This is a genomic window from Streptomyces sp. NPDC048436, from assembly GCF_043200355.1.
In the GTDB taxonomy this organism is placed as follows: Bacteria; Actinomycetota; Actinomycetes; order Streptomycetales; family Streptomycetaceae; genus Streptomyces.
Map to the genome: position 1 here is coordinate 1 of NZ_JBICXP010000018.1, position 25,841 is coordinate 25,841.

At 71.0% G+C, this 25,841-nt stretch carries 23 protein-coding genes and 2 pseudogenes; 17 read left to right on the forward strand and 8 right to left on the reverse strand.

The genetic code is table 11. The features are described 5' to 3' along the window. Positions 1–111: 111 nt before the first annotated feature. Complete coding sequence (locus ACGFX9_RS37065; protein ID WP_393483894.1) at positions 112–681, reverse strand: DinB family protein; 570 nt, start codon at positions 679–681, stop codon at positions 112–114. A gap of 55 nt (positions 682–736) precedes the next feature. Then, positions 737–1,204, reverse strand: a complete 468-nt coding sequence (locus ACGFX9_RS37070) for a DUF1348 family protein (protein ID WP_393483897.1) — start codon at positions 1,202–1,204, stop codon at positions 737–739. Positions 1,205–1,331: 127 nt separating this feature from the next. On the opposite strand from ACGFX9_RS37070, the gene ACGFX9_RS37075 reads away from it, so the two are divergent. Further along, positions 1,332–1,883, forward strand: a complete 552-nt coding sequence (locus ACGFX9_RS37075; protein WP_393483900.1) for a TetR/AcrR family transcriptional regulator — start codon at positions 1,332–1,334, stop codon at positions 1,881–1,883. A gap of 124 nt (positions 1,884–2,007) precedes the next feature. Here the strand turns inward: ACGFX9_RS37075 and ACGFX9_RS37080 are convergent, their stop codons facing one another. Continuing rightward, a complete protein-coding gene (locus ACGFX9_RS37080) occupies positions 2,008–3,387 on the reverse strand; it encodes an alpha-amylase family protein (RefSeq protein ID WP_393483902.1) in 1,380 nt (459 codons plus the stop codon). 154 nt (positions 3,388–3,541) lie between these two features. Next, positions 3,542–4,918 (reverse strand): annotated as a pseudogene (locus ACGFX9_RS37085) (alpha-amylase family protein); the annotation flags it as partial. Positions 4,919–5,243: 325 nt separating this feature from the next. On the opposite strand from ACGFX9_RS37085, the gene ACGFX9_RS37090 reads away from it, so the two are divergent. Beyond that, a complete protein-coding gene (locus ACGFX9_RS37090; protein WP_393483905.1) occupies positions 5,244–6,158 on the forward strand; it encodes a diiron oxygenase in 915 nt (304 codons plus the stop codon). A 41-nt stretch (positions 6,159–6,199) separates the two neighbouring features. Continuing rightward, positions 6,200–7,720: an FAD-dependent oxidoreductase gene (locus tag ACGFX9_RS37095; protein ID WP_393483908.1), complete on the forward strand. Its 1,521-nt coding sequence runs from the start codon at positions 6,200–6,202 to the stop codon at positions 7,718–7,720. A 9-nt stretch (positions 7,721–7,729) separates the two neighbouring features. On the opposite strand, the gene ACGFX9_RS37100 is transcribed toward ACGFX9_RS37095, so the two are convergent. Next, complete coding sequence (locus ACGFX9_RS37100) at positions 7,730–7,942, reverse strand: DUF4287 domain-containing protein (protein ID WP_393483911.1); 213 nt, start codon at positions 7,940–7,942, stop codon at positions 7,730–7,732. Positions 7,943–8,138: 196 nt separating this feature from the next. Between ACGFX9_RS37100 and ACGFX9_RS37105 the strand changes: the two genes are divergently transcribed. From ACGFX9_RS37105 to ACGFX9_RS37150, 10 genes are all read left to right on the forward strand, one after another. Further along, the gene (locus ACGFX9_RS37105; RefSeq protein WP_393483914.1) at positions 8,139–9,725 is read left to right on the forward strand and encodes an MFS transporter; all 1,587 of its coding nucleotides are present in this window, start codon (positions 8,139–8,141) and stop codon (positions 9,723–9,725) included. Positions 9,726–9,868: 143 nt separating this feature from the next. After that, complete coding sequence (locus ACGFX9_RS37110) at positions 9,869–12,919, forward strand: BTAD domain-containing putative transcriptional regulator (RefSeq protein WP_393483917.1); 3,051 nt, start codon at positions 9,869–9,871, stop codon at positions 12,917–12,919. Positions 12,920–13,255: 336 nt separating this feature from the next. Continuing rightward, a complete protein-coding gene (locus ACGFX9_RS37115) occupies positions 13,256–13,912 on the forward strand; it encodes a M15 family metallopeptidase (protein ID WP_393483920.1) in 657 nt (218 codons plus the stop codon). A 188-nt stretch (positions 13,913–14,100) separates the two neighbouring features. Beyond that, on the forward strand, positions 14,101–15,744 hold the full coding sequence (locus ACGFX9_RS37120) for an ATP-binding protein (protein WP_393483923.1): 1,644 nt from the start codon (positions 14,101–14,103) through the stop codon (positions 15,742–15,744). After that, a complete protein-coding gene (locus tag ACGFX9_RS37125) occupies positions 15,741–16,187 on the forward strand; it encodes a roadblock/LC7 domain-containing protein (RefSeq protein WP_393483925.1) in 447 nt (148 codons plus the stop codon). The genes ACGFX9_RS37120 and ACGFX9_RS37125 overlap by 4 nt, the downstream gene beginning before the upstream one ends. Continuing rightward, positions 16,184–16,546, forward strand: coding sequence for a DUF742 domain-containing protein (locus ACGFX9_RS37130; RefSeq protein ID WP_393483927.1), 363 nt, complete (start codon positions 16,184–16,186; stop codon positions 16,544–16,546). The genes ACGFX9_RS37125 and ACGFX9_RS37130 overlap by 4 nt, the downstream gene beginning before the upstream one ends. Continuing rightward, positions 16,524–17,174 carry an ATP/GTP-binding protein gene (locus ACGFX9_RS37135; protein ID WP_393483930.1) on the forward strand — a complete coding sequence of 217 codons (651 nt, stop codon included), beginning with the start codon at positions 16,524–16,526 and terminating at the stop codon, positions 17,172–17,174. The genes ACGFX9_RS37130 and ACGFX9_RS37135 overlap by 23 nt, the downstream gene beginning before the upstream one ends. Continuing rightward, positions 17,171–18,469 (forward strand): cytochrome P450, encoded by a 1,299-nt coding sequence (locus ACGFX9_RS37140; RefSeq protein ID WP_393483933.1) that lies wholly within the window; start codon positions 17,171–17,173, stop codon positions 18,467–18,469. Before ACGFX9_RS37135 ends, ACGFX9_RS37140 begins: the two co-directional genes overlap by 4 nt. A 48-nt stretch (positions 18,470–18,517) precedes the next feature. Next, positions 18,518–19,777 carry a cytochrome P450 gene (locus tag ACGFX9_RS37145; protein WP_393483935.1) on the forward strand — a complete coding sequence of 420 codons (1,260 nt, stop codon included), beginning with the start codon at positions 18,518–18,520 and terminating at the stop codon, positions 19,775–19,777. 22 nt (positions 19,778–19,799) lie between these two features. Continuing rightward, positions 19,800–20,363 carry a cysteine hydrolase family protein gene (locus tag ACGFX9_RS37150; RefSeq protein ID WP_393484153.1) on the forward strand — a complete coding sequence of 188 codons (564 nt, stop codon included), beginning with the start codon at positions 19,800–19,802 and terminating at the stop codon, positions 20,361–20,363. A 14-nt stretch (positions 20,364–20,377) separates the two neighbouring features. On the opposite strand, the gene ACGFX9_RS37155 is transcribed toward ACGFX9_RS37150, so the two are convergent. Beyond that, entirely contained in the window at positions 20,378–20,704 is a 327-nt protein-coding gene (locus ACGFX9_RS37155; RefSeq protein ID WP_393483938.1) for a cupin, read from the reverse strand. 212 nt (positions 20,705–20,916) lie between these two features. Between ACGFX9_RS37155 and ACGFX9_RS37160 the strand changes: the two are divergent. Beyond that, positions 20,917–21,191 (forward strand): annotated as a pseudogene (locus tag ACGFX9_RS37160) (endonuclease/exonuclease/phosphatase family protein); the annotation flags it as partial. Positions 21,192–21,210: 19 nt separating this feature from the next. On the opposite strand, the gene ACGFX9_RS37165 reads toward ACGFX9_RS37160, so the two are convergent. Beyond that, positions 21,211–22,248 carry an NAD(P)-dependent alcohol dehydrogenase gene (locus tag ACGFX9_RS37165; protein WP_393483941.1) on the reverse strand — a complete coding sequence of 346 codons (1,038 nt, stop codon included), beginning with the start codon at positions 22,246–22,248 and terminating at the stop codon, positions 21,211–21,213. A gap of 121 nt (positions 22,249–22,369) precedes the next feature. Here ACGFX9_RS37165 and ACGFX9_RS37170 point away from each other — a divergent pair, with 121 nt between their 5' ends. Both ACGFX9_RS37170 and ACGFX9_RS37175 read left to right on the forward strand, forming a co-directional pair. Next, a complete protein-coding gene (locus ACGFX9_RS37170; protein WP_393483943.1) occupies positions 22,370–22,960 on the forward strand; it encodes a TetR family transcriptional regulator in 591 nt (196 codons plus the stop codon). 184 nt (positions 22,961–23,144) lie between these two features. After that, complete coding sequence (locus tag ACGFX9_RS37175; RefSeq protein WP_393483946.1) at positions 23,145–23,564, forward strand: hypothetical protein; 420 nt, start codon at positions 23,145–23,147, stop codon at positions 23,562–23,564. Positions 23,565–23,857: 293 nt separating this feature from the next. On the opposite strand, the gene ACGFX9_RS37180 is transcribed toward ACGFX9_RS37175, so the two are convergent. Then, the gene (locus ACGFX9_RS37180) at positions 23,858–24,175 is read right to left on the reverse strand and encodes a hypothetical protein (protein WP_393483948.1); all 318 of its coding nucleotides are present in this window, start codon (positions 24,173–24,175) and stop codon (positions 23,858–23,860) included. 137 nt (positions 24,176–24,312) lie between these two features. On the opposite strand from ACGFX9_RS37180, the gene ACGFX9_RS37185 reads away from it, so the two are divergent. Further along, positions 24,313–25,725, forward strand: coding sequence for a PepSY-associated TM helix domain-containing protein (locus tag ACGFX9_RS37185; protein ID WP_393483951.1), 1,413 nt, complete (start codon positions 24,313–24,315; stop codon positions 25,723–25,725). Positions 25,726–25,841: the final 116 nt, after the last annotated feature.

Below are 25,841 nucleotides of genomic sequence, written 5' to 3' on the forward strand. Positions count from 1 at the left end.
GGGGGGGGGGGGGGGGGGGGGGGGGGGGGGGGGGGGGGGGGGGGGGGGGGGGGGGGGGGGGGCCCCCCCCCCCCCCCCCGCCGCACAGTGATGCGTGGTGTCACCTGCGGGTCACTGACCCACCCTCCCGTCGACACACTCGCGCAACAGGTCGGCGTGCCCGCAGTGACGGGCGTACTCCTCGACCCTGTGCACCATCAGCTCCCGGACCGCGGTGCCGTCCTTCCCGAGGCGCTCGCCCAGATCCGGGTGTCCGGCCAGCGCGGCGTCGGTCTCGGCCTGCTCGCGCGCCAGATCGGCGTACGCGCCGTCGACCACCGCCTGGTCGGCGACGGCTCCGTGGAAGTCCCCGTCATCCTTGCCGTACAGCGTCGGCAGCGGATCATCGTGGGTGATCCAGTTGCGCCAGTCCCGCTCCACCTCGGCGAGGTGGCGCACCAGGCCGAGCAGCGACATCGTCGACGGCGGCACCGACCGGCGGGCCAGTTGCTCCGGGGCAAGGCCCTCGCACTTCATCAGCAGTGTCATGCGATAGCTCGTCAGAAAGTCCTGCAGGGTGGCCAGTTCGCCGTCCGGACTGACTCCTTCGCTGTTGCGGGGGTCGTCGTCCGGGTCCGCCCACATGTCGGGGTAGACGGTTGCCTGGGTCCAGCGCGCGGGTTGGTCGCTCATGTGGTGCATGTTCGTCCGTGGGGGCCTGGGCCCGCCAGTCCTTTTCGCCCGCGGGTCGCCGTGATCACAGGCCGAGATCGCTGAGACCGGGGTGGTCGTCGGGGCGACGGCCGAGCGGCCAGTGGTACTTGCGGTCGGACTCCTCGATGGGGAGGTCGTTGATGCATGCGTGGCGCACACGCATCAGACCGTCGTCGTCGAACTCCCAGTTCTCGTTGCCGTACGAGCGGTACCAGTGGCCGGAGTCGTCGTGCCATTCGTAGGCGAAGCGCACCGCGACGCGGTTGCCGTCGTACGCCCACAGTTCCTTGATGAGCCGGTAGTCGAGCTCGCGGTCCCACTTGCGGGAGAGGAAGGCGACGATGGCGTCTCGGCCCACGACGAACTCCGCACGGTTCCGCCAGCGCGAGTCCTTGCTGTAGGCGAGGGACACCTTCTCGGGATCGCGGGTGTTCCAGCCGTCCTCGGCCAGGCGGACCTTCTCGGCCGCGGTCTCCCGGGTGAACGGCGGTACGGGGGGTCGTGCGGTCATGGCTCTCTCCTGTATCTGCGGGAGCGCCACGATAGGAGAACGAGCGTTCTCGCGCAATGGTGAGGCGCCTCAACTCCCCGTAGTAGCCTTGGAGAACGTACGTTCTCGTCCCTCGTCTGGAGCTCCCATGGATCGCGCTGAAGCGGAAACCAGACTGCTCGACGCCGCCGAAGAGCTCTTCTACGAGCGCGGCGTCCAAGCCGTGGGCATGGACCAGGTGCGTGCGGCCTCCGGTGTGTCGCTCAAGCGGCTGTATCAGGTCTTCCCCTCGAAGTCCGACCTCGTCCTCGCCTACCTCGAGCGCCGCGACCGTCGCTGGCGGGCCCGGCTCGCCGAGTACGCGGACGGCCGGCCCGCGGGGAGGGAACGTGTCCTCGCGGTCTACGACTGGCTGTACGAGTGGTTCTGCGAACCCGGCTTCCGGGGTTGCGCCTTCATCAACTCCTTCGGCGAACTCGGCGCCGTCGACCCGGCGGTGGCCGAGACCGTCCGCGCGCACAAGAGAGCCTTCCGCGACTACATGGCCGCACTCGTGGCCGACGCGGGCGAATCCGGGCAGACTGTCGCCCCGTTGGTCCTGCTCGCGGAGGGGGCCATGACCGCGTCCGCGATATCAGGCTCACCCGAACCCGCGCGCCAAGCCCGGCAGGGCGCGGCCCGGTTGCTGGCGGCGCGGTGACCGCCGGGCGCCCGACAGCGCCTACGCCGACGTGACGGCCGACTCGGCGGACGAGGAGTTCGCCGCCGAGTCGGTACGTCATCCGGTGTTCCGTCCGGTCCAGGCCTGAAGCACGGCCCGACGGTCAGCCGACCCGTGCCCCGACGTGCAGGGCCAGCGCCCCGCGGGCGGGCACCGTGGTCTCGGCCTTCCCGTCGTCTCCGACGGTGACGGTGTTGCCCTCACAGCTGTCCGGGGAGGCCTTGGCGACATTGCAGTACGTTCCGGCGGGCAGGGACGTCGCGAAGGTCTGGGTCAGTTCGCCGTCGCCGTTGTTGAGGGCGACGAAGCCCTTGTCGCCACGGCTGAAGGCGAGGGCGCTGCCGCCGTTGTCCCACCAGTCGGTCAGCTCCGCGGAACCCACCTCGTTGCGGAACCCGACCAGACCGGTGATCGCCTGCTGGGCATGCGTGCCGGTCCAGCCGTCCGCGCCGCTCGGCGGGCCCGAGTCCTTGTCGGAGAACTCGTAGCCGGAGTAGACGTTCGGCGATCCGTAGGGCGAGGCGAGCATGAAGACATTGGCGAGGGTGTAGACCGCGCCGTCCTTGTAGGTGAGCGTCGAGCCGTTGCGTTCGGTGTCCCAGTTGTCGACGAACGTACGCGCCGAGCCGCTGCCGAGCTTGCCGTCCGCGACGGACTTCAGCTGCGCGATGTCGCCGCCCTGGAAGGCGCTCTTGAGGTGCCCGCCGTAACGGAACTCGTCGACGTCCCCCACGCCCGTGTACTCGTCGGCCTGGACTGCCTCCCCCTCGCCATGGATGACCTCCGAGACCCAGAAGCCGGGATCGCTCATCTTGCCCTTGATGGCGGCCATGTCCTCGGCGGCGATGTGCTTGGCGGCGTCGATGCGGAAGCCGTCCACGCCGAGGGACTTCAGGTCATCGAGGTAGGCGGCGATGGTGCCGCGCACCGCGTCGCTGCCGGTGTCGAGGTCGGCCAGGCCCACCAGTTCGCAGTTCTGGACGTTGTCACGGTTGGTGTAGTCGTTGATGCTCGTGCGGCAGGTGTGGAAGTCCGCGTCCTGGAAGTAGCCGGGGTAGTCGTACTTGCCGTAGGCCGTGCCGCCCGTGCCCGTCCCGGAGCCCGCGGCCATGTGGTTGATGACGGCGTCCGCGATGACCTTGACGCCCGCCGTGTGACAGGCGTCGACCATGCTCTTGAAGGCCGCGCGGTCGCCCAGGCGGCCCGCGATCTTGTAGCTGACGGGCTGGTACGAGGTCCACCACTGGTCGCCCTTGATGTGCTCGGATGCGGGCGACACCTCGACGTAGCCGTATCCGTCAGGGCCGAGCTGATCGGTACAGGACTTGGCCACATCCGCGTACTGCCGCTCGAACATGGTGGCGGTGACGGTCTTCTCTCCGGGTGGTGTCGCCTGCGACTGCGAGGGCGCGAACGTCGCGAGTCCTGCCGCGGCCAGGACCCCGGCCGACGTCGCGCCCAGCAGGCGGGAACGGTGCTGCATGGTGCGGCTCCTTCGAGACCGGGCACAGCTGTGCCCTGAGAAGGCAACTCCTCGTGGGGGAGGGTGCCGTGGGGGGATTCCGAGTCGGAGCCTGCCGCTCATGCATGTACGGGTCAAGACTTTCTGCAAGAGATTTCAACTACTTGCGCAAGGTGCAACTCCGGGCTCCCGTGTGAAGGGCAAGGGCTGTGTTGGCGCCCAGGGTCGCCGTGAACCGGCCGGATCCGTCGACGGTCACCGGGGCGTTGCGCTGCACGTCGCAGTAGGTGCCCGCGGGCAGCGAGGTCTGGAACGTCCTGGTGAGGGAGGACCCTTCGTGGTTGAGGGCGACGTACGCCCTGTCGCCGCGGCCGAAGGCAATCGCGTTGCCGCCGTTGTCCCACCAGTTCGTGACGCCCTGCCCGCGCGCGGTGTTGCGGAACTTCACCATGCCCGCGATCTCGGGCCACGCGTGCTGGCACTTCCAGCCGTCGCTGTAACAGGCCTTCACCGTGCCGCCGTCCGGCGGACCGGCGTCGCGGTCACTGAACTCGTAACCGGAGTGCACGTCGGGGGAGCCGTAGGGCCAGGCCAGCATGAAGACGTTGGCCAGGGTGTAGTTGGCGCCGTCCTTGTAGCTGAGGGTGTCGCCGCCGCGCTCGGTGTCGTGGTTGTCGACGAACACGGCGGACTTGCCCGAGGCCATGTAGCCCCAGCCCTCGCCGTAGTTCTTCAGGTAGGCGAGCTTCTCGCCGGTGAAGACCCGCTTGAGGTCGCGGGCGTACCGGAACTCCTGGACGTCACCGCTGCCGAGGTACTCGGTGGGTGAGACGGCCTCACCGGCGCCGTAGATGGCCTCCTGCTTCCAGTAGGCGTTCGGGTTGCTCAGCCGGGACTTGATGTTCGCGAGGTCGCCCGCGGCCATGTGCTTGGCCGCGTCGATGCGGAAACCGTCCACGCCGAGCGACAGCAGGTCGTTCATGTACGCGGCGATACGGCCGCGCACGTAGTCCTCGCCGGTGTCCAGGTCGGCGAGCCCGACGAGCTCGCACTCCTGGACGTTGTAGCGGTCCTGGTAGTTGCTGATCTGCGCGGTGCAGTTGTCGAAGTCGAAGGATGAATAGGTGCCCGGATAGGCGTACTTGGTGTACGACGACCCGCCTGTGCCGGTGCCCGAGCCGGACGACATGTGGTTGATGACCGTGTCGGCGACGACCTTCACGCCCGCTGCATGACACGTATTGATCATGTTCTTGAAGGCGGAGCGGTCACCGAGCCGGCCCGCGATCTTGTAGCTGACGGGCTGGTACGAGGTCCACCACTGGGAGCCTTGTATGTGCTCCTGTGGTGGCGAGACCTGCACGTAGCCGTAGCCCGCGGGGCCGAGCCGGTCGGTGCAGGCCTTCGCCACCGAGTCGAATTTCCACTCGAAGAGCACGGCGGTGACGTCCTTGTCGCCGGGCGGCGCTGCCTGCGCGGGGGCGGGTGCCATGACGGCCGCCGCGGCGCCCGCCACAAGGGCGAGAGCGGCGGCCACGGATCTTCTGGGCATGCGTCCTCCTGGGGGAGAAAGGGGGGTGGCGCGAGCGCGGCAAGTGACGCCAACAGGGCGCGATCACGCCACTCTTGGTGAATCTTGCTGCAAGAACTTGCATCCGGGTGCGGCGAGAACGTATGGCCGCGCCGAGGGTCCGTCAACCCTTCCGGCAGGTCGCGATCAGGTGCCCGGATTCAGTTCTTACTCGGGGGTAGGCTGCCCGGCCCGCTTGTTATACGGTCCGTCTAACAAGCGGGCCGGGGCGCGTCGCGGGACGGCGCCCCGGTCCGTTGCCTGAGCGAACAAGAGAACGTACGCATCAGAGTCAAGGAGCCGCAGCATGGCAAGCAGCACTGTTCGGCCGACAACGCAGGACCGCCCCGAAGGGGACGACGTGGCCCGGCGGTTGCTCGACTCGGCCGCCGTGTCGGCCTACGACCCGGCCACCGAAGTGGACTGGGACACCCCCCTCGACCGGGACTTTCACGGCGCGAGCCCGGAATGGAGCTCCCTGTACGGCACGTCGTACTGGCAGGAGCTCACCGATGCGCAGCGCAAGGAGCTGACACGGCAGGAAGCCGCGTCGGTGGCCAGCACGGGCATCTGGTTCGAGATGATCCTCCAGCAAATGGTGCTGCGTGACGTGTACGCGAAGGACCCGACCAGCGACGAGGTCCAGTGGGCGCTCACCGAGATCGCCGAGGAGTGCCGGCACTCGATCATGTTCGCCCGTGGCGCCCAGAAGCTGGGCGCGCCCGCCTACCGGCCGAACCGGTTCGTGATGGAGCTCGGCCGGGTGTTCAAGACGGTTGCCTTCGGTGAGGCGGCCTATGCCGCGATCCTGGTGGCCGAAGAGGTGCTCGACGTCATGCAGCGCGACTGGATGCGGGACGAGCGCGTCGTGCCGTTCGTCCGGACGATCAACAACATCCATGTCGTCGAGGAGTCCCGGCACATGAAGTTCGCCCGCGACCAGACCACCAAGCGCCTTGCCGGATCGGGCCGGGTGCGCCGCCAGATCAACGCGTTCGTCGTCGCGATCGCGTCGTACTACATCGTCACCAGCATGGTGAACCGCAAGGTCTACGCGAACGCCGGACTGGACGAGAAGCGCGCCATCGCCGAGGCGAAGGCCAACGAGCACCACAAGTCCATGATGCGCTCGAGCTGTTCGGGCCTGATGGATTTCCTGGCCGCCTCCCGCCTGCTCACCAAGCCGGCCCTTGCCTTCTACAAGCGCGCCCACCTCATCTGAACCGAACGAGTCGAGTGAACCGAACGAGTCGAGCCGACGCCATGACCTACGCCATCACCCAGACCTGCTGCAGCGATGCCACGTGCGTCGCCGTGTGCCCGGTGAACTGCATCCACCCCACTCCCCAGGAGCGGGCGTTCGGCAGCACGGAGATGCTGCACATCGATCCCACGACCTGCATAGGCTGCGGCGCCTGCGCCGACGCCTGCCCGGTCGAGGCGATCTTTCCGGTGGACAGCCTGCCCGTCGCGCAGCGGGAGTACGCGGCGATCAACGCGGCGTACTACGAGGACCAGGCACCCCAACCGGCCCCGGACGGGCCGAACTTCCACGCCTGGGACGAGCCGTCCTTCCCGCGCGTCCTGCCCTCGGACTTCGCGCCGCTCAAGGTCGCCGTCGTCGGCACCGGACCCGCCGGGATGTACGCGGTGCAGGACCTGCTCCTGCACACCAGCGCCGAAGTGACACTGATCGACCGGCTGCCGGTGGCCGGCGGCCTGGTGCGCTTCGGTGTGGCACCGGACCACCCCGCCACCAAGAAGGTCGGCGACACCTTCGCGCGCTTCCACACGCATCCCAGGGTGCGGTTGCACCTGGGACTCGACGTGGGCTCCGACGTCAGCGCGCAGGAGCTCGCCGCGCACCATGACGCGGTCATCTACGCCGTGGGCGCGTCCGCCGACCGCACACTTGCCGTCCCCGGCGAGGAGCTGCCCGGCAGTGTCTCCGCGCGGGCCTTCGTCGCCTGGTACAACGGCCACCCGGACGTGGCGCCGGACGCGGTCGACCTCTCCGTCGAGCGCGTGGTCGTCGTCGGTAACGGCAACGTCGCCCTCGACGTCGCCCGCATCCTGCTCGCCGACCCCGACAGCCTCGCCCGCACCGACATCGCCGACCACGCGCTGACGGCGCTGCGGGCCGGGAACGTGCGCGAAGTGGTTCTGCTCGGGCGGCGCGGGCCTGAAGACGCCGCGTACACCAAGTCCGAACTGCTCGCCCTCAAGCACGTTCCCGGCGTGGACCTGGTCGTCGACGACCACGACCCGCGGATCGCTCCGGCCATCGACGAGGCAGGCCCGAAGGACAAGGCGGCGGTCCTGCGAGGCGTCACGCGCGACCGGACCGACTGGGCCCAGGCGCCCGCACCGGGGCGGCGCATCGTGCTCCGCTTCCACTCCGCCCCCCTCGAAGTGGTCGGCGAGAAGGCCGTCCAGGGCGTACGTGTCGCGGAGGCGTCGGGGGAGCGGACGATAGGGACGGACATGGTGCTGCGCGCGATCGGCTACCGCGGTGTGCCGGTCGCGGGGCTGCCCTTCGACGAGACCACCGGCACCGTGCCGCACGAGGGCGGCCGGGTGGCCGGGCAGCCCGGGACCTACGTCGTGGGCTGGATCAAGCGGGGCCCCAGCGGAGGCATCGGCGCCAACCGCACCTGCGCCGCGGAGACGGTCACCACGCTCCTTGCCGACGCGGTCGCCGGCGCCCTGCCCGCGCCGGGACGCGCCCCGAAGGCCTTCCACCGGCTCGCCCGGCGCCGCAACCGAAGGGCGGTCCTGCGCTGAGCCGACCGCTCACGCGCCGCGGTTCTCGGCCACAGTGTGGGCGACGAGAGCGTTGGCGTGTCCGTGACCCATGCCGTGCTCGGTCTTGAGCCAGGCGACGATCTCCATGTGCTTGGTCAGGGGCGAGGACCGGATGAGCTCCTTCCACTCCGCGATCGGGCGGCCGTAGTTCTTCTCGATCGAAGGGAAGTAGCTCGCGGGGCCCTTGGTGGCTTCGGTCATGGTGACGCCGTCCTGTCTGTCGCAGTGCCGTTGCCAGTAGGACGTGTGGGAACGGATCAAGTCGTCGGGCAGCTGGGGTGTCCTAGGTCACATGGTGTCCGTGCCCCGCCATCGAATGGCGGGGCGGGGCAGCCGGGACTAGCCTGAAGTGAGTGAACGTCTGCGTTCACCCACTGCCTTACGCGCGAGCAATCCCATGACGGGCTCTCGGACGACACCCTCAGAGTCTGCCGCAACCCCGGAGCGGGGCAGCGGCAGCGGTATCGCACTCCTCGTCATCGCCTCGTGCCAGTTGATGGTGGTCCTCGACATCACCATCGTGAACATCGCACTGCCGCACATCCAGACCTCGCTCGGCTTCTCGACCGAGACCCTGTCCTGGGTGGTCAACGCCTACACACTGACCTTCGGCGGCCTGCTCCTGCTCGGCGGGCGCCTCGGCGACATCCTCGGGCGCCGCAGAGTCTTCATGTTCGGTGTTCTGCTCTTCGTGTTCGCCTCGCTGCTCGGCGGACTCTCCCAGGAGTCCTGGCAGTTGCTCGCGGCGCGCTCGCTCCAGGGCGTCGGCGGCGCCATCGCCTCGCCCACCGCCCTCTCGCTGATCACCACGACGTTCCGCGAAGGACCCGAGCGGAACAGGGCGTTCGGCGTGTTCGCCGCCGTATCGGCCGGCGGCAGCGCGATCGGGCTGCTCGCGGGCGGACTGCTCGTGGAATGGCTCGACTGGCGCTGGGTGCTCTTCGTGAACATCCCCATCGGCCTGCTCATCGCGTTCGCGACCCCCCGCTACATCCGGGAGTCCGAACGTCATCCCGGACACTTCGACATCCTCGGCGCGCTCACCTCCACGCTCGGCATGGTGCTGCTCGTCTACGGCTTCATCCGCGCCTCCAAGGACGGCTGGAGCGACGGCGTGACCATCGCTGCCTTCGCGGCGGCCGTCGTACTCCTTGCCCTGTTCCTCGCGGTCGAGCGCCGCTCGAAGCAGCCCATCACCCCGCTGTGGATGTTCCGCGACCGCAATCGCGCCGGTGTCTACGGGATGATGCTGTGCCTGGCCGCGGCGATGTTCGGCATGTTCTTCTTCCTGACGCTGTTCGTGCAGAACATCCTGAACTTCAGCCCGCTGCGGGCCGGACTCGCCTTCCTGCCGGTCAGCGCGATCATCGCCGTGGGCGCGGGTCTCGCCTCGCAGCTGCTGCCCAAATGGGGTCCCAAGCCCTTCATGGTGGTGGGCGCGACGCTGGCCGCCGTGGGTCTCGGCTGGCTGACGCTGACCGACGTCGACAGTTCGTACGCGGGCAGCCTCCTCGGCCCGATACTGGTCTTCGGCTTCGGCATGGGCATGCAGTTCGTGTCGCTGACACTGATGGCGGTGTCGGGTGTGGCACCGCAGGAGGCAGGAGCGGCCTCCGGGATCCTCAACGCCACCCAGCAGGTGGGCGGTTCACTCGGCCTGTCCGTCCTCGTCACGGTCTTCGGCACGGCCAGCCGCAACGAAGCCACCGACCAGGTGCCCCGCTTTCTGCGAGAGGCGAGACCCGCCGAGCTGGTGGAGTTCCGCAGGACAGGCCAACTCCCGGGGCGTTGGGGCGACCAGGTCCTCGCGTCGGGTATCTCGAATTCCTTCGTCGCCGCTGCCGTCTTCGCCGTCGTCGCCGCGCTGATCGCCCTGGTCGTCATCCAGGTGCGGCCCTCCGACCTTGAGCGCCTGCAGGGCGGCGGAGCCGTGCCCGGAGCGCCGGGGCCGGGACCGGGCGAAGGCGGCCCTCCCGGGCGCTGAAACGGTCCGGCGGACGGTCGGCGGGCGGATGGCCTGATTCCCTTGGTGTGACCATGGGCCGGGGCTGGGCAGACGTAGTATGACCAGCCGATCGGCAGGGGGCGGTGGGGGCGACACGGGGCAAGGGACCCATGGAGTTGTGCGTGGACACGGACTACCGCTTACTGGGACCTGTCGAAGTGTGGCGCGCGGGCCGACGGCTCGACGTGGGCGGCCCCAAACCCCGGGCACTGCTCGCGGCCCTGCTCCTGGAACCCGGACGCGTGGTGTCCGTCGACGCCCTGATCGACGCCATCTGGGGCGAGCGCCCACCGGACACGGCACGCTCCCTGATCCAGTCGTACGTCTCCGCGCTGCGCCGGGCGCTGTCCGCCGACGCCATCGAGACCCGCCCGCCCGGCTATCTGATCCACGCGGACGCCACGCTCGTCGACCGCGCCGCGTTCGACCGCCTGACCGCCCAGGGCCGGCAGGCCGCCGCCGAGGGCGATCATCCCGCTGCCGCCCGGCTGTTGGCGGACGCCCTCGCGCTGTGGCGCGGCCCCGCCCTGGGCGGGATCGGCACGACGCTGCGTGCCATCGCCGACCAGCTGGACGAGGCGCGGCAGGCAGCCCTGGAGGAACGGATCGCGGCCGAACTCGCCCTGACGGGCCGTGAGAGGGAACTGGCCGCCGAACTCACCGCGTTGGTCGCCACGCACCCCACCCGCGAACGCCTGCGTGGCCAACTGATGCTCGCCCTCTACCGATTGGGGCGCCAGGCGGAGGCGCTCGCGGTGTACGAGGAGGGGCGCGGCGCACTCGCCGACGAGCTGGGAATCGACCCGGGCCCCGACCTCAGAAGAATGCACGAGGCGATCCTGCGCGCGGACGAAGGGCTGCTGCCCGCCGTCCCGGACGCCCCCGACCCCGCCCCCAAGGAACACGCCGTCCCCGTGGCGGCCCTCCTGCCGCCCACCATCGGCGACTTCACCGGACGCGACACCCAGCTCGCCGGTGTACGGGCCGCCCTTTCGGGGCCCCGCGAGGCCATGCCGGTCGTCGTCGTGTCCGGCCCCGGCGGTATCGGCAAGTCCACCCTGGGCGTCCGGGCGGCACACCAGGTCGCCGACGCCTACCCGGACGGGCAGCTCTACGCCGAACTGCGCGGCGCCACCGATCCCGTGGCACCTGGCGAGGTGCTCGGGCGGCTCCTGTACGCCCTCGGGGCCGATCCTCCCGACGGGGATGCCGAGCGGCGCGACCTCTTCCGCAGCCTGGTGGCCGGGCGCCGCATCCTGCTCGTACTGGACGACGCCGGCAGCGAGTCCCAGGTGCGTCCGCTGCTTCCGGGCAGCGCCACCTGCGGCGTGCTGATCACCGGACGGGCCCGCCTCGGGGCCCTGCCCTGCACGCATCGCGCCGATCTCGACGTGCTCGACACGGAGCCGGGGGCGCAGTTCCTCGGCCGTGTCGCGGGGGAGCGGTTCCTCAGGGACGAGCCGGACGCCGTGCGGCGCATCGTCGAGCTGTGCGGGGGGCTTCCGCTCGCCATCCGGATCGCCGGAGCCCGCCTCGCGACCCGTCGGCACTGGACGGCGCGGATGCTCGCCGAACGCCTCGCCGACGAACACCACCGCCTGGACGAACTCGCCGTCGGCGACCTGGAGGTACGTGCGGGCCTCGGCCTGAGCTACCGGGCCCTTGACGCCCCCGCCCGCACCGCGCTGCGCCGCCTCGGCCTGCTCGCCGCGCCCGATGTGGCCGCGTGGGTGGTGACCGCGCTGCTCGACGTGCCGGAGGCCGAGGCGGACCGTGTCGTGGAACAGCTCATCGACGCCCAGCTCCTGCACTGCACCGGCGTCGACCGCGCGGGCCAGCCCCGCTACCGGCCGCACGATCTGGTGCGGGTGTACGCCGCCGAGCGCGCCGACGCCGAGGACCCGCCCGCCGAGCGGGCAGCCGCCGTCGGCCGTGCCCTTGGCGCCTGGCTCTGGCTGACCGGACGCGCCGCGTCCGCGACACCGTCCGGCGCGGTCGAACTGCACCGCGGGCTCCTGGACCCCGGCGGCCCTGGCGGATCCGGTGCCGACAGCCTGCGGCAACTCGTCCGGCCCGTCGGTCCTGAGGCCACCCAGCGGGCGCTCGCCGACCCGGCCGCCTGGTTCGAGGCCGAGGCCGACGCGATCGCCGCCGCCGTCGAGCGCGCCGCCGCCCTCGACCTGCACACCCTGGCCTGCGAAGCAGCGGCAGCCCTGTGCTCCTCCGCGTACACCGTCGGCAACCGGTTCGAGGCATGGTGGCGCACCCACGACGCGGCACTGGCCGCGGCCCGCCGAGCCGAAGACAGCGCGGGGGAGGCCCTGTTGCTCATCGGCCTCGGCCAACTCCGTTACGAACAGGACCGCTTCCCCGAGTCGCAGGGATACTTCCAGCAGGCGGCGAGGCTCTGCGCCGAACTCGGCGACGTACGCGGCCGGGCCGCCGCCTTCGCCGGGCTCGGCAGCGCGCTGCGGGAAGCGGGACGGCTGCGCGCGGCGCAGGAGACGCTCGTCCGCGCCGTCGAGGGGTTCCGCCGGCTCCACGACGATCCCGGAATCGGCCTGTCCTGCCGGTACGCAGGGTCCGTCCAGCTCGAACTCGGCGACTTCGAAGCGGCGCGCGCCTTCCTCGGCGAGTCGTTGCGGGCCTACCGCAGGCTCGGCAGCCGCCGCGGCGAGTCCCTCACCCTGCGCTCCCTCGGCCTGGTGCACCGCGCGCTCGGCGAGTACGCGGAGGCGGAGGAACTCTCCGGGCGGGCGGTGGACCTCCTGAGCACCCTCGGGGACCCGCTCATGCTCGCGTACGCGATGCAGGCCCGAGCGAAATCCCGTATCAGGCTGGGCCGTTCGGACGAGGCGGCGGCTGAGATCCGCGGTGTCCTCGACGTCTGCCGCGCCCACCGCGACCGCTTCGGCGAGGCCCTCGCCCTGCGCACCCTCGGCGAGTGCGAGCTGGCCGCGGGCCGCCTGGACACCGCCGAACAGCACCTGACGGCGTCCGCCGCCCACTGGCACGAACTGGAGCTTCCGCTGCCCCGCGCCCGCACCCTGCGCGACCTCGCGGCGGTACGGGAGGCGGCGGGGGACCGGGCATCGGCGGGTGCCTTGCGCGGCGAGGCGCGCGACGTCTTCGTGGCGTACGAGGCGCGGGAGCGGGACGAGCCGGGTCTCTGACCCCATGCGATGGCCTGGCTCGCGGCGGTCCTGCAAGGCGCTTGTCGCGGACTTGCAGAGAAATTGCAGCGGCCTGCGTCACGCTCTGGGTGTTGGCGGTGAACGTGCCGCCGGCAACGGGGGATCGCAGTAAACAACGGGGGACTCAGCGGAATTCAACGGGGGAAGCACGGGGGAAGGCCACTGATGCCTCGTACGGCCCACACCACCGACACTGTCGGTCGTGTGGGCCGCTCGTCGCGTAGCGCCCCTGCCAGGGCACGGAGGGGACTTCGGGGGCGGGCGGCAGCCCGTCCCCGGAGCTGTGTCCGCCGACCGTCGCCATGGAGGGGCAGCATGTCGTCGATCATCCTCATGAACGATCCCAGAGTCATCGGCATACCGGTCCACGAATGCGGCGAAGCCCTCATCGACCTGCGCCCGCTGCCCTTCGTGGACGTCGACGACCGCCTGGCCGACCCGGCGGGGGCCTACGCCCAGCTGCGCGAGGGCGTCGTCTGGCGTCTGGCGCGTGCCGCCCGGCTGCTGCCCGAGGGCCTGCGCCTCCTGGTCACCGAGGGCTACCGCCCGCTTGACCTGCAGATCCACTACTTCGACGAGTACGCCGCCGAGCTCAGGAAGGCCAACCCCGACTGGTCGGACGCCTACCTTCACCAGCAGACGAGCCGCTCCCTCTCGCCGCCCGAGGTGGGCCCACACGTCGCCGGCGCCGCGGTCGACCTCACCCTGTGCACCACGTCCGGCACCGAACTCGACCTCGGTACCCCGGTGAACGCGAGCCCGGAGGAGAGCGAGGGCGCCTGCTACATGGACTGCGACCGCGTCTCCACGACCGCCCGCCGCAACCGCCGCACCCTCACCGCGGCCCTGGCCACGGCGGGCCTGGTCAACTACCCCACAGAGTGGTGGCATTGGTCCTACGGCGACCGCTACTGGGCGCTCGCCACGGACGCCGGAGAGGCTCGCTACGGGCCCATGACGCTCGACGCCTAGACGCGCGGGCCAGTTCCGCACAAGCCACGAAGATCCCATTTCGGAAGGCAAGCCTCCTCAACCGCGAGCCAATCCACCCGAGTTGACCTAAGATCGCCACGCTCCCCATTCGTAAGGGAGTTCGGAGCGTGCGGGGAGGGTTCGTTCGTCGTGGTGAAGGTGTGCGGGATCGCCGGGGCAAGTGCTCCATGGTGAGCCGTCTCAAGCGTGAGTCCGTGGGCCGCGAGGCCGTGGTCTGGCTGACGGCCGTGCTGCTCGCGGCCGTGGGCGCGGTGCTGGCCGCTCTGGACGCGGCGGCCGAGTGGCGCCAGGTCCTGGCCGGTGGCTGCGCCGCGGTCGCGGTGCTTTTGCTCGCCTGGGTCCTGGTGCTGGTCCGGCAGTTGTCCGCCGAGCGGGCCGACCGGGCCCGCCACGAGCGGCTGGCCGAGGCCCGCGGAGCGGAGCTGGCGCACCTCGCCGGTGTGCGGCTCCCCGCGATCGCGGAGCGGGTGCGCACGGGACAGCGGCTTGAGGGTGTGCCGGGGCCGTTGGCGGCGCCCGGCGAGATGGGCGAGGAGTTCGCGCGGGCGCTGTCCGCCGTGGTCGTCGCACTAGGGTCGGACGAGGCGGTACGCCGCGAGCGCGGCCTGCGGGACTCGGTGCAGGCCGCCTTCGAGTCCGTCGCGCGCACCATGCACGCGATGGCCACGGTCCAGCAGCAGGTCCTCGACCGGGTCGAGCGCTCCATCGACGACCCGCACCTCATGGACGAGGTGATGAAGGCGGACCACGCGGCCGCGCAGATGACCCGCAAGGCCCAGACGCTGCTCGTGATGTGCGGGATCTGGCCCGCCCGCCGGGAGACACGGCCGGTCTCGCTGTACGACTGCGTACGCGGCGCACAGTCGCGGATCGTGGAGTACAGCCGGATCGAGGTGCACGGCGGGCAGACGCTGTACGCGGTGCCGCCCGCGGTGGAAGGGCTGATGCACGCCATCGCCGAACTCCTGGAGAACGCCACGGTGTTCTCGCCCTCGCGCTCGCACGTCGTCGTCACCATCCGCGAGGTGGGCGCAGGAGCGGTCCTGGAGATCGACGACGCCGGGCTCGGTATGCCGCCGGACGTGCTGCACCGGGCGATGGGCCAGCTCCGCGACGACCAGGACCTGGCCCGCCTCGGCGCGGTGCCCCGCCTCGGTCTGGCCTGCGTGGGCCGCTGGAGCCGGGAGCTCGGCTTCAACGTGGAGCTGAGCGGCGCCTCGGCCTACGGCGGTACGCGCGCCGTGACGTTCGTGCCGTTCCGGCTGCTCACCGAACCTCCCTCGCGGCTCGCGGCGGCTCAGCGGGCCGACGCGCGGGGGGAGTTGCCGCCGCGACGGCCTGCCGAGCCGGTATCCGAGCCTGACCTCGCGGCCGGGCAGCGGCCGACGGCATCGGGTTCGTCGCTGTCGCCGTCGCCGTCACCGGAGCACGCTGCCGCGCAGCCGCACGAAGCGCACGACTCCATCGAGCTGTCCGCCAGGCCCGCGCCGGGCGGGCCTCCCGTGAGCGAGACAGCGGCGGGGCTGCCCCGTCGCCGCAACCGGCGGCAAGCGGCATCGGCGGGCGCCCGCAGGCCGGCGTCGTCACCGTCGCCGGAGCGGCAAGCGGCGCCAGGCGCCGCACCCGCGGCCCCGTGGACGCCTGAGGCGGCCCGCGCCTCGATCGCCAGCGTGGTGTCCGGCTCGCTGCGGGGCCGCGCGGCCCTCGACGCGGACCGGCTGACGGAACAGACCGCGAATCCCACGGCTGAACCGTCGCCACAGCCGCCCCAACCCCCCACCACCGACGACCATGACGGAGGCCGGCAGTGACCGGAATCATCACCCCCCTTCCCGACCTGGGCTGGATGCTCCGCCCGCTGATCGAGATACCCGGTGTCCGGCACAGCGTGGTGGTCTCCGAGGACGGACTGCGGCTCGGGCACGCCTCCGCGGAGAACCTCTCGGGACCGGTGGCCGACCTGAGCGTCGCCGAAGCCGAGTCCCTCTCCGCCGCCTGTGCGGCGATGACCATGACGGGCCGCTCCACGGCCGCGCTGCTGTTCGGCTCCGGCGCCGACGTACGGCAGTTGATGCTGGAGTCCGACCATGGGTTCGTGCTGTTCACCCATGCCGGTGTGGGCGCGCACCTGGGTGTCGCCACCGACCTGGAGGCCGATGTCGGCCTGGTCGCCCAGCAGATGCAGCTGCTCGTGGTGAAGATCGGCTCGCACCTGAGCAGTCAGCCGCGGGATCCGGCCGCCGCGGCGTCATGACGGAACCGCGGCCGCAGGAGCGGCCGGCCTCGGCGGTCCGCCCGTACGTGATCACTCGCGGGCGGGCGGCATCCGACACCGAGATCCTCGCCTGGGAATCCCTGGTGATGGCGACGGACGCGCCGTTCCCCGCGTCCCTCCAGCCCGAGCATCAGACCATCCTGGCGCACTGTCAGGGTCTCCTGTCGGTCGCCGAGGTGGCCGCGCACATCGGCCAGCCCCCCTCGGTCGTACAGGTGCTGCTGTCCGATCTCCTCGAATGGGGGCTCATCGTGACCCGCCCGCCCGTGCCCCCGGCCGAACACACCGATGTGACCATGCTCAGAAAGGTCCTCCATGGTCTCGAAAGCCGCCTCTGACGCGCCGGCCCAGGCTCCCCAGCCGTCCGAGGCCCGCGAGCCGTCCGGGTCCGCCTCCGGCAAGTACCTCACCTCAAGCGTCGCGGGCGCCGCCAAGATCCTGGTCGTCGGGCCGCTCGGGGTCGGCAAGACCACGCTGATCGGCACCGTCTCGGAGATCAAGCCCCTGTCCACCGAGGCCGTCATGACCCAGGCGGGCGCCCGGGTCGACACCAACGTGGCCGACGGCAAGACGACCACCACAGTGGCCCTCGACTTCGGCCGGATGACCATCGACGGTGAGCTGGTGCTCTACCTCTTCGGCACCCCGGGCCAGCAGCGGTTCCTGCCCGCGTGGCGGGACCTGGCCAAGGGCTCGCTCGGCGCCCTGGCCCTGGTGGACACGCGCGACCTGGCGGCGTCCTTCGACGCCCTGGGCAACCTGGAGGAGCTCGGACTGCCCTTCGCCGTGGCCGTGAACGTCTTTCCCGGCAGCCCCCAGTACGGCGTGGACGACCTGCGCGCCGCCCTCGACCTGCTCCCCGACACCCCCGTGGTGGCCTGCGACGCACGTGATCCGTCGTCCTCGGTCCGGGCACTGATCGCACTCGTCAGCCACCTCATCCACGTCGCCACGGAGACCCCATGACCTCGCCCCACGCCGCCGGTCCGCCGACCCGCTGCCCGGTCACCGGCGCCGCCGAGCCGCCCGCCGCGCTGCACGGTCCCGGCCTCGACGGCGACGCGCTGCCCGCCCTGTACGAGCGGCTGCGCCGCGACCACGGACCGGTGGCGCCCGTCTCCATCGCCCCCGGAGTCGACGCCTGGCTCGTCATCGGCCACCGCGAACTGCTCCAACTCACCCGCGACGAACAGGACTTCTCGCACGACCCGCGCCGCTGGAGCCTGCTGCGGGAGGGCCGGGTGCCCGCCGACTCGCCGATCCTGCCCATGGTCGGCTGGCGACCTGCGCTGCTGTTCGCCGACGGCCAGCAGCACCGCAGGATGCGCGCCGCGGTCTCCGCCGCGCTGGCTGGGATCAACGGCCACGAACTGCGGCGCTCCGTGCGGGCAGCCGCCGAGCAGCTGATCGTGTCGTTCGCCGAGCGCCGCGAGGCCGATCTCGTGGCCGACTACGCGCGCAAACTGCCGATGCGCGTCATCACCGCCCTGCTGGGCGTGGACGAGGAGACAGGCCGGCAGCTGGTCGAGGCCGTCGCCGGTACGGTCGCCGCCACCAGCGCCTCCGCCGACGCCAGTCGGCGCATGGGCGCCATCCTCCTCCAGCTGATCGAGGAGAAACGACGCCACCGCGGCAACGACATCACCTCGGCGCTGCTGCACCACCCGGCCCAGCTCACCGACGAAGAGGTGCTGCACAACCTCGTGGTCATGTTCGTCGCGGGCAACCAGACCACGGTCAACTGGATCGCCACCACCCTGCGCATCCTGCTCTGCGACCCGCAGTTCCGCTCCTCGCTGACCGGCGGTCACCTCAGCGTCGACGACGCACTCGACCTGGTCCTGTGGCGTTTCCCGCCCACGCAGAACTTCCCCGCCCGCTACGCCACCCGCGACATGACCTTCGGCGGGCAGGCCATCCGCACGGGCGACATGCTCATCCTCGGCCTGGCCGGCGCCAACGCGGACCCGCTGATCCTCCCGGACGACGGCGTTCCCGTCGTCGGCAACCGTTCCCACCTGGCGTTCGGCGCGGGCCCGCACATCTGCCCGGCCCAGGACCCGGCACGGCTCATCACCCGTACCGCCGTGGACACGATCCGCCACCGGCTGCCCGATCTCGAACTGGCCATCCACGAGAGCGATTTGGAGTGGATCAAGTCGCCCTGGAGCAGGGGGCTCTCCGCGCTTCCGGTGCGCTTCACGACGCCGGTCCTTTCCCAGCATGCCGCCCCCTTGCCGGAGCTCAGGCCCGTGCTGTGAGCTGCCTCAGCCCTTCGCCCGTTCGCCCCTCAGACCAGGAGAGCCCTGTTGAACACGTCACCGGTGAACACCGCGGCCGAACAGCCGCACCGCTTCGACCCGTCCGGCGGCTGCCCGCACGCCGACAACGCCCGGCTGCTGGCCCGGGGCGCCGTCGCACCGGTCGTCCTGCCCGGTGACGTACAGGGCATGGCGGTCCTCGGCCACGACGCGCTCAAGGAGTTCCTCGCCCACCCCGATGTCGCCAAGAACGCACAGCACTTCGCCGCGCTGCAGGCCGGCGAGATAGCCGACGGCTGGCCCCTGAAGACGTTCGCGACGGTGCAGGGCATGACCACCGCCGACGGCGACGACCACCGCAGGCTGCGCTCCCTGATGAGCAAGGCGTTCACCCCGCGCCGGGTGGCGGAACTGCGGCCGCGGATCGAGGCCATGACGGACTCGCTCCTCGACCGCCTGGACCGGGCCGCCGCGGCGGGCGACGGCGTCGCGGACCTGCGCACGCACTTCGCGCTGCCGCTGCCGATGGGCGTCATCTGCGAACTGCTCGGTGTGGACGCCGAGTACCACGACCGGCTGCACCACCTGTCGAACCAGATCGTCGCCACCGACATCGGCCCCGAAGCGGCCATGGCGGCCAACCGCGAGATGGTGGAGGTCCTCGGGGCCGTCGCCGCTGCCCGTGCCGCAGAACCGGGAGACGACCTCACCAGCGCCCTGATCGCGGCCAGGGAGGAGAACGGCGACCGGCTCAGCCCGCACGAGCTGATCGGCACCCTGATGCTCACGATCATCGCCGGGCACGAGACCACCCTGAACCTGATCACCAACGCCGTACGCGCCCTGTGCACGCACCGGGAGCAGCTCGACCTCGTCCGGTCCGGCAAGGCGGGCTGGGCGGACGTGGTGGAGGAGACCTTGCGCTGGGACAGCCCCGTCAGCTACTTCCCCTTCCGGTACCCCACCCGGGACCTCACGCTCGGCGGCACCGTCATCCCCCAGGGCACCCCCGTGCTGGCCGGATACTCCGCCGCGGGCCGCGACAAGCAGGCCCACGGCCCCGACGCCGACCGCTTCGACATCACGCGCGAGAGCACCGCCCGGCATCTGTCCCTGGGGCACGGCGCGCACTTCTGCATGGGCGCGCCGCTGGCCCGCATGGAGGCCACCATCGCTCTGGAGCAGTTGTTCACGCGGTTCCCCGGCCTCGACCTCGCCGTCCCGGAGCCCGAACTGCCCCGGCACGCCTCCTTCGTGGGGAACAGTGTGCAGAAGCTGCCCGTGCGGCTGAGCGGTCGGAGGCCGTAGGGAGCGGGAAGGGATGACCGACATGGCGAACAACGCACTTCTGGTGATGGACGTCCAGCGGGACGTCGTGGCCCTCGCCGATGACGGGTCCGGGTATCTGCCGCGCCTGCGCAAGGCGATCGACGGAGCCCGTGCCGCGGGCATACCGGTGATCTACGTAGCCATGGGTCTAAGGGCGGCCCAACCGGACGTCAGCCCGCGCAACAAGCCGGTCACCGGCGCCGTCCAGGCCGGTCTTTTCACCGAGGGCGAGCCCGGCACCGAGATCCATGACGACATCGCGCCACGCGAGGGCGACATCGTGGTCACCAAGCGGCGCGGCAGCGCTTTCTCGGGCAGCGACCTCGACCTGGTGCTCAGGGCCCGGGGCATCAACAGCCTTGTGCTCACCGGCATCGCCACCAGTGGGGTCGTGCTGCACACCATGTGTCAGGCCAACGACCTGGACCTCGGCCTCACGGTCCTTGCGGACGCGTGCCTCGACCTCGACCCCGAGGTGCACCGGGTGCTCATCGAGAGGCTGTTCCCGCAGTGGGCGGACGTCGTCGCCGTCGAGGAGTGGCTCACGGCGATCGCACAGCGGTAGGGGGCCCAGCAGGCTCAGACTTCGGTGACGGCGGTCAGTACGACGGCCGAGTCGTCCAGGGCGGTCAGGCCGTGGCGCTCGTGCGGGATGGGCGCGAACTCACTCGCGCCCAGCTCCAGCGAGGGCGTACTGCTCTTCGTGGTGAGGACGACCCGGCCGCGCAGGACGAACAGCGTCGCGGCCGTCGGTGTCACGTGCTCGTCCAGTTCCGTACCGGCGGTGAGCACGATGAGGCTCTGCCGCAGCGGACCGTCGTGCAGGAGCAGATGGGCGCTGCGTCCGTGAGCGGAGGCGTGGGCTTTTTCGAGATGCTCTCCGACCAGGGCGTTGAGATCAGCCACAGTGTGTCCCTTCAACGGAAGAGGGGTGCTGGTACGCGCCCAGGGTGCCCGTTGCCCGCGTACCTAGTCATCGGGGCGCGCCGACGCCACGTACCGGAACCTGATCATCCGACGGTGCGTCGTACCAGGCACGTCACTGGGGCAAGAGGGGGGGGCGAGAGAGCCTTGGCGCCGGAGTATCCCTACCGGGCGGTCCCGGGCACGGTAGGACTACGCCATGGGGGGATGTCGCGGTGTACGTCGTCCAGCTGCCTTCGGTGCGCGTCCAGTTGGGCGGCTTCAGTTCGGGGCGGCGAGACGAGAGCGCGGGCCTGCTGGGTGAGGCGCTGGACGCCGAGAGGCTGGAGGAGGTGCTCCCGCCGCCTTCCCCATGTCCCGGATCGACCACGTCATGACCCGCTCGGCGACCGTCACCCACGTCCGGACGCTGCCCGCCACCGGCAGCGACCACCTGCCGCTCACCGCCGGCATCGCGCTTCACCCCTGACGCCGACGGGCCTGCCCGCTCAGTCCAGGTCGGACAGGTCGAGCACGAAGCGGTAGCGGACGTCGTTGCGCCGCAGCCGGTCCAGGGCCTCGTTCACGCGCGCCGATGGGAGCAGTTCGATGTCGGCGGTGATGCCGTGCTCGGCGCAGAAGGCCAGCATGGCGGCGGTCGCCGGCCTGCCGCCGCTGCCCGCGGAGCTGAGCCGCTTGCGCCCCACCAGCAGGTCGGTGATCTCCAGGGTGACAGAACCGAGATGCCCGAGGTGGCTGAGCGTCCCGTCCATGGCGACCAGGCGCAGATAGGGGCCCAGTTCGTGCGGGGCGGCGATGGTGTCGATGACGACGTCGAACCGGTCGCGGGCGGCGGCCATCTGCTCCGGGTCCGTGGAGACGATCACCTCACGGGCGCCGAGCCGGTGTGCGTCGTCGGCCTTGTCCGGCGACCGGCTGATGACCGAGGTGTCGGCGCCGAGCGCCACGGCGATCTTGACGGCGAGGTGGCCAAGACCGCCGAGCCCCGCCACGGCGACGCGGGAACCCGGCCCCACTCCGAGGGCGTGCAGCGGCTCCCACACGGTGATTCCCGCGCAGAGCAGGGGAGCGGCGGCTGCCGGGTCGAGTCCGCGGGGGAGCGGGTAGGCGAACCGATCGCGGACGACGTACTCACGGGAGTAGCCGCCGTGGGTGGGTGAACCGTCGTGGCGGTCGACGCCGTCGTAGGTCAGCGTCGGGAACGTGTGGCAGAAGTTCTCCTGGCCCGCCCGGCACATGGCGCAGGTGCCGCAGGAATCGACGATGTTGCCCACCGCCACCGGATCGCCGATGGCGAAGCCTGTGACCTCGGACCCCGTCTCGGTCACCACGCCGGTGAACTCGTGCCCCGGCACCAAGGGGCGCCCGTCCTCGCGTGCCTGCACGGCGTGCAGGTCCGTGTGGCAGACGCCGCAGTAGTCCACGCGGACCGCGAGGTCGTCGGCGCGCAGGTCACGCCGCTCAAGCGGCGTTCGCCGCAGTGTCGTCCCGGTCCCGTGGGGCTGCCAGCTGACAGTGGTCCTCATGGAGGTTCTCCTTCATCGGCTTTCGGCGGATTTCCTAGACAGACTGTTCGGTCTATTTGGAGAGTAGGGCTCAGTGAACCTCCCAGGCAAACCAACTGTTCTGTTTGGTAGCCTGGCGGACATGGCCGACCAGCCCCTGACCTCGCGCGGAGCCGCGACCTACCAGCGCATCCTCGAAGTGGCGACCCAGGAGTTCGCGGAGCACGGCATCGCCGGAGCGCGCGTCGAGCGGATCGTGGCAGCCGCGCGCACCAACAAGGCGCAGCTCTATGCCTACTTCGGGAACAAGGAAGGGCTCTTCGACGCCATCTTCTTCGGTTCGCTCGAGCGGATCGTGAACGTCGTCCCGATCGATGCCACCGACCTCGCGGACTGGGCCGTACGCCTCTACGACGAATACCTCCGCCGCCCGGATCTCATCCGGCTGGCCACCTGGGCCCGCCTGGAGCGGCGCCCGGCGGGTCACCTGGTCGAGGATCCCGACCGCCTCGACGACCGCAAACTCCGCGCCATCGCCGAGGCGCAAGCCGCCGGGCTTGTGCGCCCGGGTGATCCGTTCGACGTGATGGCCATGGTCATCGCCATGTCGATGGCGTGGTCACCGGTCAGCAACGTCTACGCCGCCACCGCCGAAGAGCCGCCGGAACTGCACGAGCAGCGCCGCACCCTGCTCCACGAAAGCGTCCGGCGCGCGATGGAGCCTGTTTGTTGATCCGGCGAGGAAGCTTGCCGCCTCTGCGCGCGAAAGTAGCCCTTTGGTTGGTTTTGCGAGACCTGTTACGTGATCTAGGGGCGGCCGCAATGTCGGATGCGTACGTTTATGGTCCTCGCCGCAGTGATCGTCGCGCGACGAGGACCGCGTACTGACCGACACTCTGAAGGAGCTCACTGCCGATATGCGTAACAACCGCCGCCGCAGCCTTCTGCGTACCGCCGCTGTCTCCGCGCTCGCCGGATCGGCGCTGCTGGTTCCCGCCACCGTCGCGCTCGCCGCCGATCCCGTCCCGGTGCCGCACGCGGCACAAACCGACCCCGCGCCCGTCGCCGCCACGCTGACGGCGAAGGCATCCGCTACGCATGTCCGCGCATGGCAGGAGCTGCGCATCACGGGCAAGGCGACCGGACTGAAGGCCGGCAGCAAGGTGACCCTGCAGCAGAAGCAGCACGGGGTGTGGAAGGCGCTGCCGGCCAGCACCGTCACCAACGCATCCGGGAGCTACGGTCTGCGCGTCAAGCTCGGCCTCAAGGGCAAGAACGAACTCCGTGTCGTCAGCGGCACCACCGTCTCGCCGGTCGTCTCGGTGACCGTGAGCTGACCCGCGGAGGGGCGGGGGCGCCGAGTGGGGCGCCCCCCCACCTCGCTTGACTGATCGGCGAGTTGGCCATCCGCAGCGACGCGTCCCGCACCGCCCGGGGCAAGCGGCGCCGAACCGGGCACTGCGGCGCACGATGCCCTGCGGTGGTGGTCCGCCTGGGGGGGGGCAGCAGCCAACGCGCCCGGCTCTCATGCCCTCTGCGTCAATGGGCGGGTGCCTGATAGCGCCAAGCGCCCCTGCTGGTCAGCGGCTTGGCGCGGTATCCGTCACGGGCTGCATGCGGTGACGGGCCGTCACTCGCGCTCCGCGCCCGCCGTCGGCTCGGCGGAGCTCTCGGCGGCAGCGGCGTGCTGGTCGACGGCCGCGGCGGCGTGCGCGTCGACCTGCCGCCCCACCTCACGCGCCTCGTCGCTCAGCATGCGCAGCCTCGCCTCGGCCTGGTCAGCGCGGGCCTGGATCCGGGCCGTGTCGTCGGCGATGACCTGGCACGCCAGATCCATCGCGGCGTCCACGTCCTCCGGAGAACCCCGTTCCGCCAGCTCCTCCAGCGCGCTCTTGACGGCGGGGATGCCGCCCCGGTGGTGGATGTCGTTCCAGAACTCATAGTCCATCCGGGCAGTTTGCCGGAAGGGGAGACCCCGGAGCGAACCGTGGCGGCCCCGCCGGGAACTTTTCCGCGCCCGCAGCCGACTCCTGGACCGGTCCGATACGGCCGATCCGCATCAGCCTTGATCCAGGAGAGCAGCTCATGTCCGCCGAACCCACACTTCTCGCCCCGCCCGACGGGCAGGAGACCCAGGGGGCGCCGCCCTCCGCAGGACGGTCCGGATGGGCGTCGCTGCGTCCACTGGTGCTGCGACTGCATTTCTACGCAGGGGTGCTCATCGCGCCGTTCCTGCTCGTCGCCGCCACCACCGGCCTGCTGTACGCCTGCTCGTACCAGGCCGAGAAGATCGTGTACTCCCACGAACTGCGGGTCCCCGTCGGCGAGAACAAGACCGAGCTGCCGCTCTCGGAGCAGGTGGCAGCCGCCCGCAAGGCGCACCCCGAGGGCACGGTCAACGCGGTGCGGCCCTCGCCGGAGGACGGTGCGACGACCCGCGTGCTGCTCTCGGGCGCACCGGGCGTGGACGCCGACCACACCCTCGCCGTATTCGTGAACCCGTACAACGGTGAAGTGCGTGGCGCACTGGAGCAGTACGGCTCCACCGGCGCGCTGCCGCTGCGCACCTGGATCGACGAGCTCCACCGCGATCTGCACCTGGGGGAGACCGGCCGGCTCTACAGCGAACTCGCCGCCAGCTGGCTGTGGGTGATCGCGGGAGGCGGCCTTGTGCTGTGGTTCGGACGGCGACGGTCCCGGCGCAAGCTGCGCGGGACCACCGGCCGTCGGCGCACGCTCTCGCTGCACGGCTCGGCGGGCGTGTGGGCCGCCACCGGACTCGTCTTCCTGTCGGCGACGGGGCTCACCTGGTCGACGTACGCCGGAGCGAGCGTCGGCGACCTGCGTGAAGCCATCGGCCAGACGACTCCGGCGCTGACCGCGAGCGCCGCGGGCGGCGGCGGAGAACACGCGGGCCACGGCGCGGCGGGGGCGGCCGGGGCCACCGGCGACGGCGTCGGGCTCGACGCCGTGCTGAAGGCGGCCCGTGCCGAGGGGCTTTCCGACCCCGTGGAGGTCGTGCCGCCCGCCGACGCGTCGTCCGCGTACGTCGTCCGGCAGATCCAGCGCAGCTGGCCCGAGAAGCAGGACTCCGTCGCTGTCGACCCGGCGACCGGCGAAGTCACCGAAGTGCTGCGGTTCGCCGACTACCCGGTGCTTGCCAAGCTGACCCGCTGGGGCATCGACGCACACACCGGGACCCTGTTCGGAGCCGCCAACCAGATCGCGCTCGTCGCGCTCGCCCTCTGCCTGATCCTGATGATCGTGTGGGGCTACCGCATGTGGTGGCAGCGCGGACGCGAAGGCTCCTTCGGGCGTCCGCTGCCGCGCGGAGCCTGGCAGCATGTGCCCGCGTACGTACTGGTCCCGCTGATGGCGGTGACCGCGGTGCTCGGCTACTTCATGCCGCTGCTCGGCATCCCGCTGGCGGCGTTCCTCGCCGTGGACATCGCGATGGGGGAGATCGCCTACCGGCGCGGGAGGCGCCGCTACACCTGAGGGTGTCCCGTGCGGCGGTTCCGGGCGTGCGGGACCTCGGTGAGCCGCGGGTTCGCTGGATCGGCCACAAGGCCCGGGCGCACCACGGGGCTTGAACGGGGCGAGGCCCCCGCGCG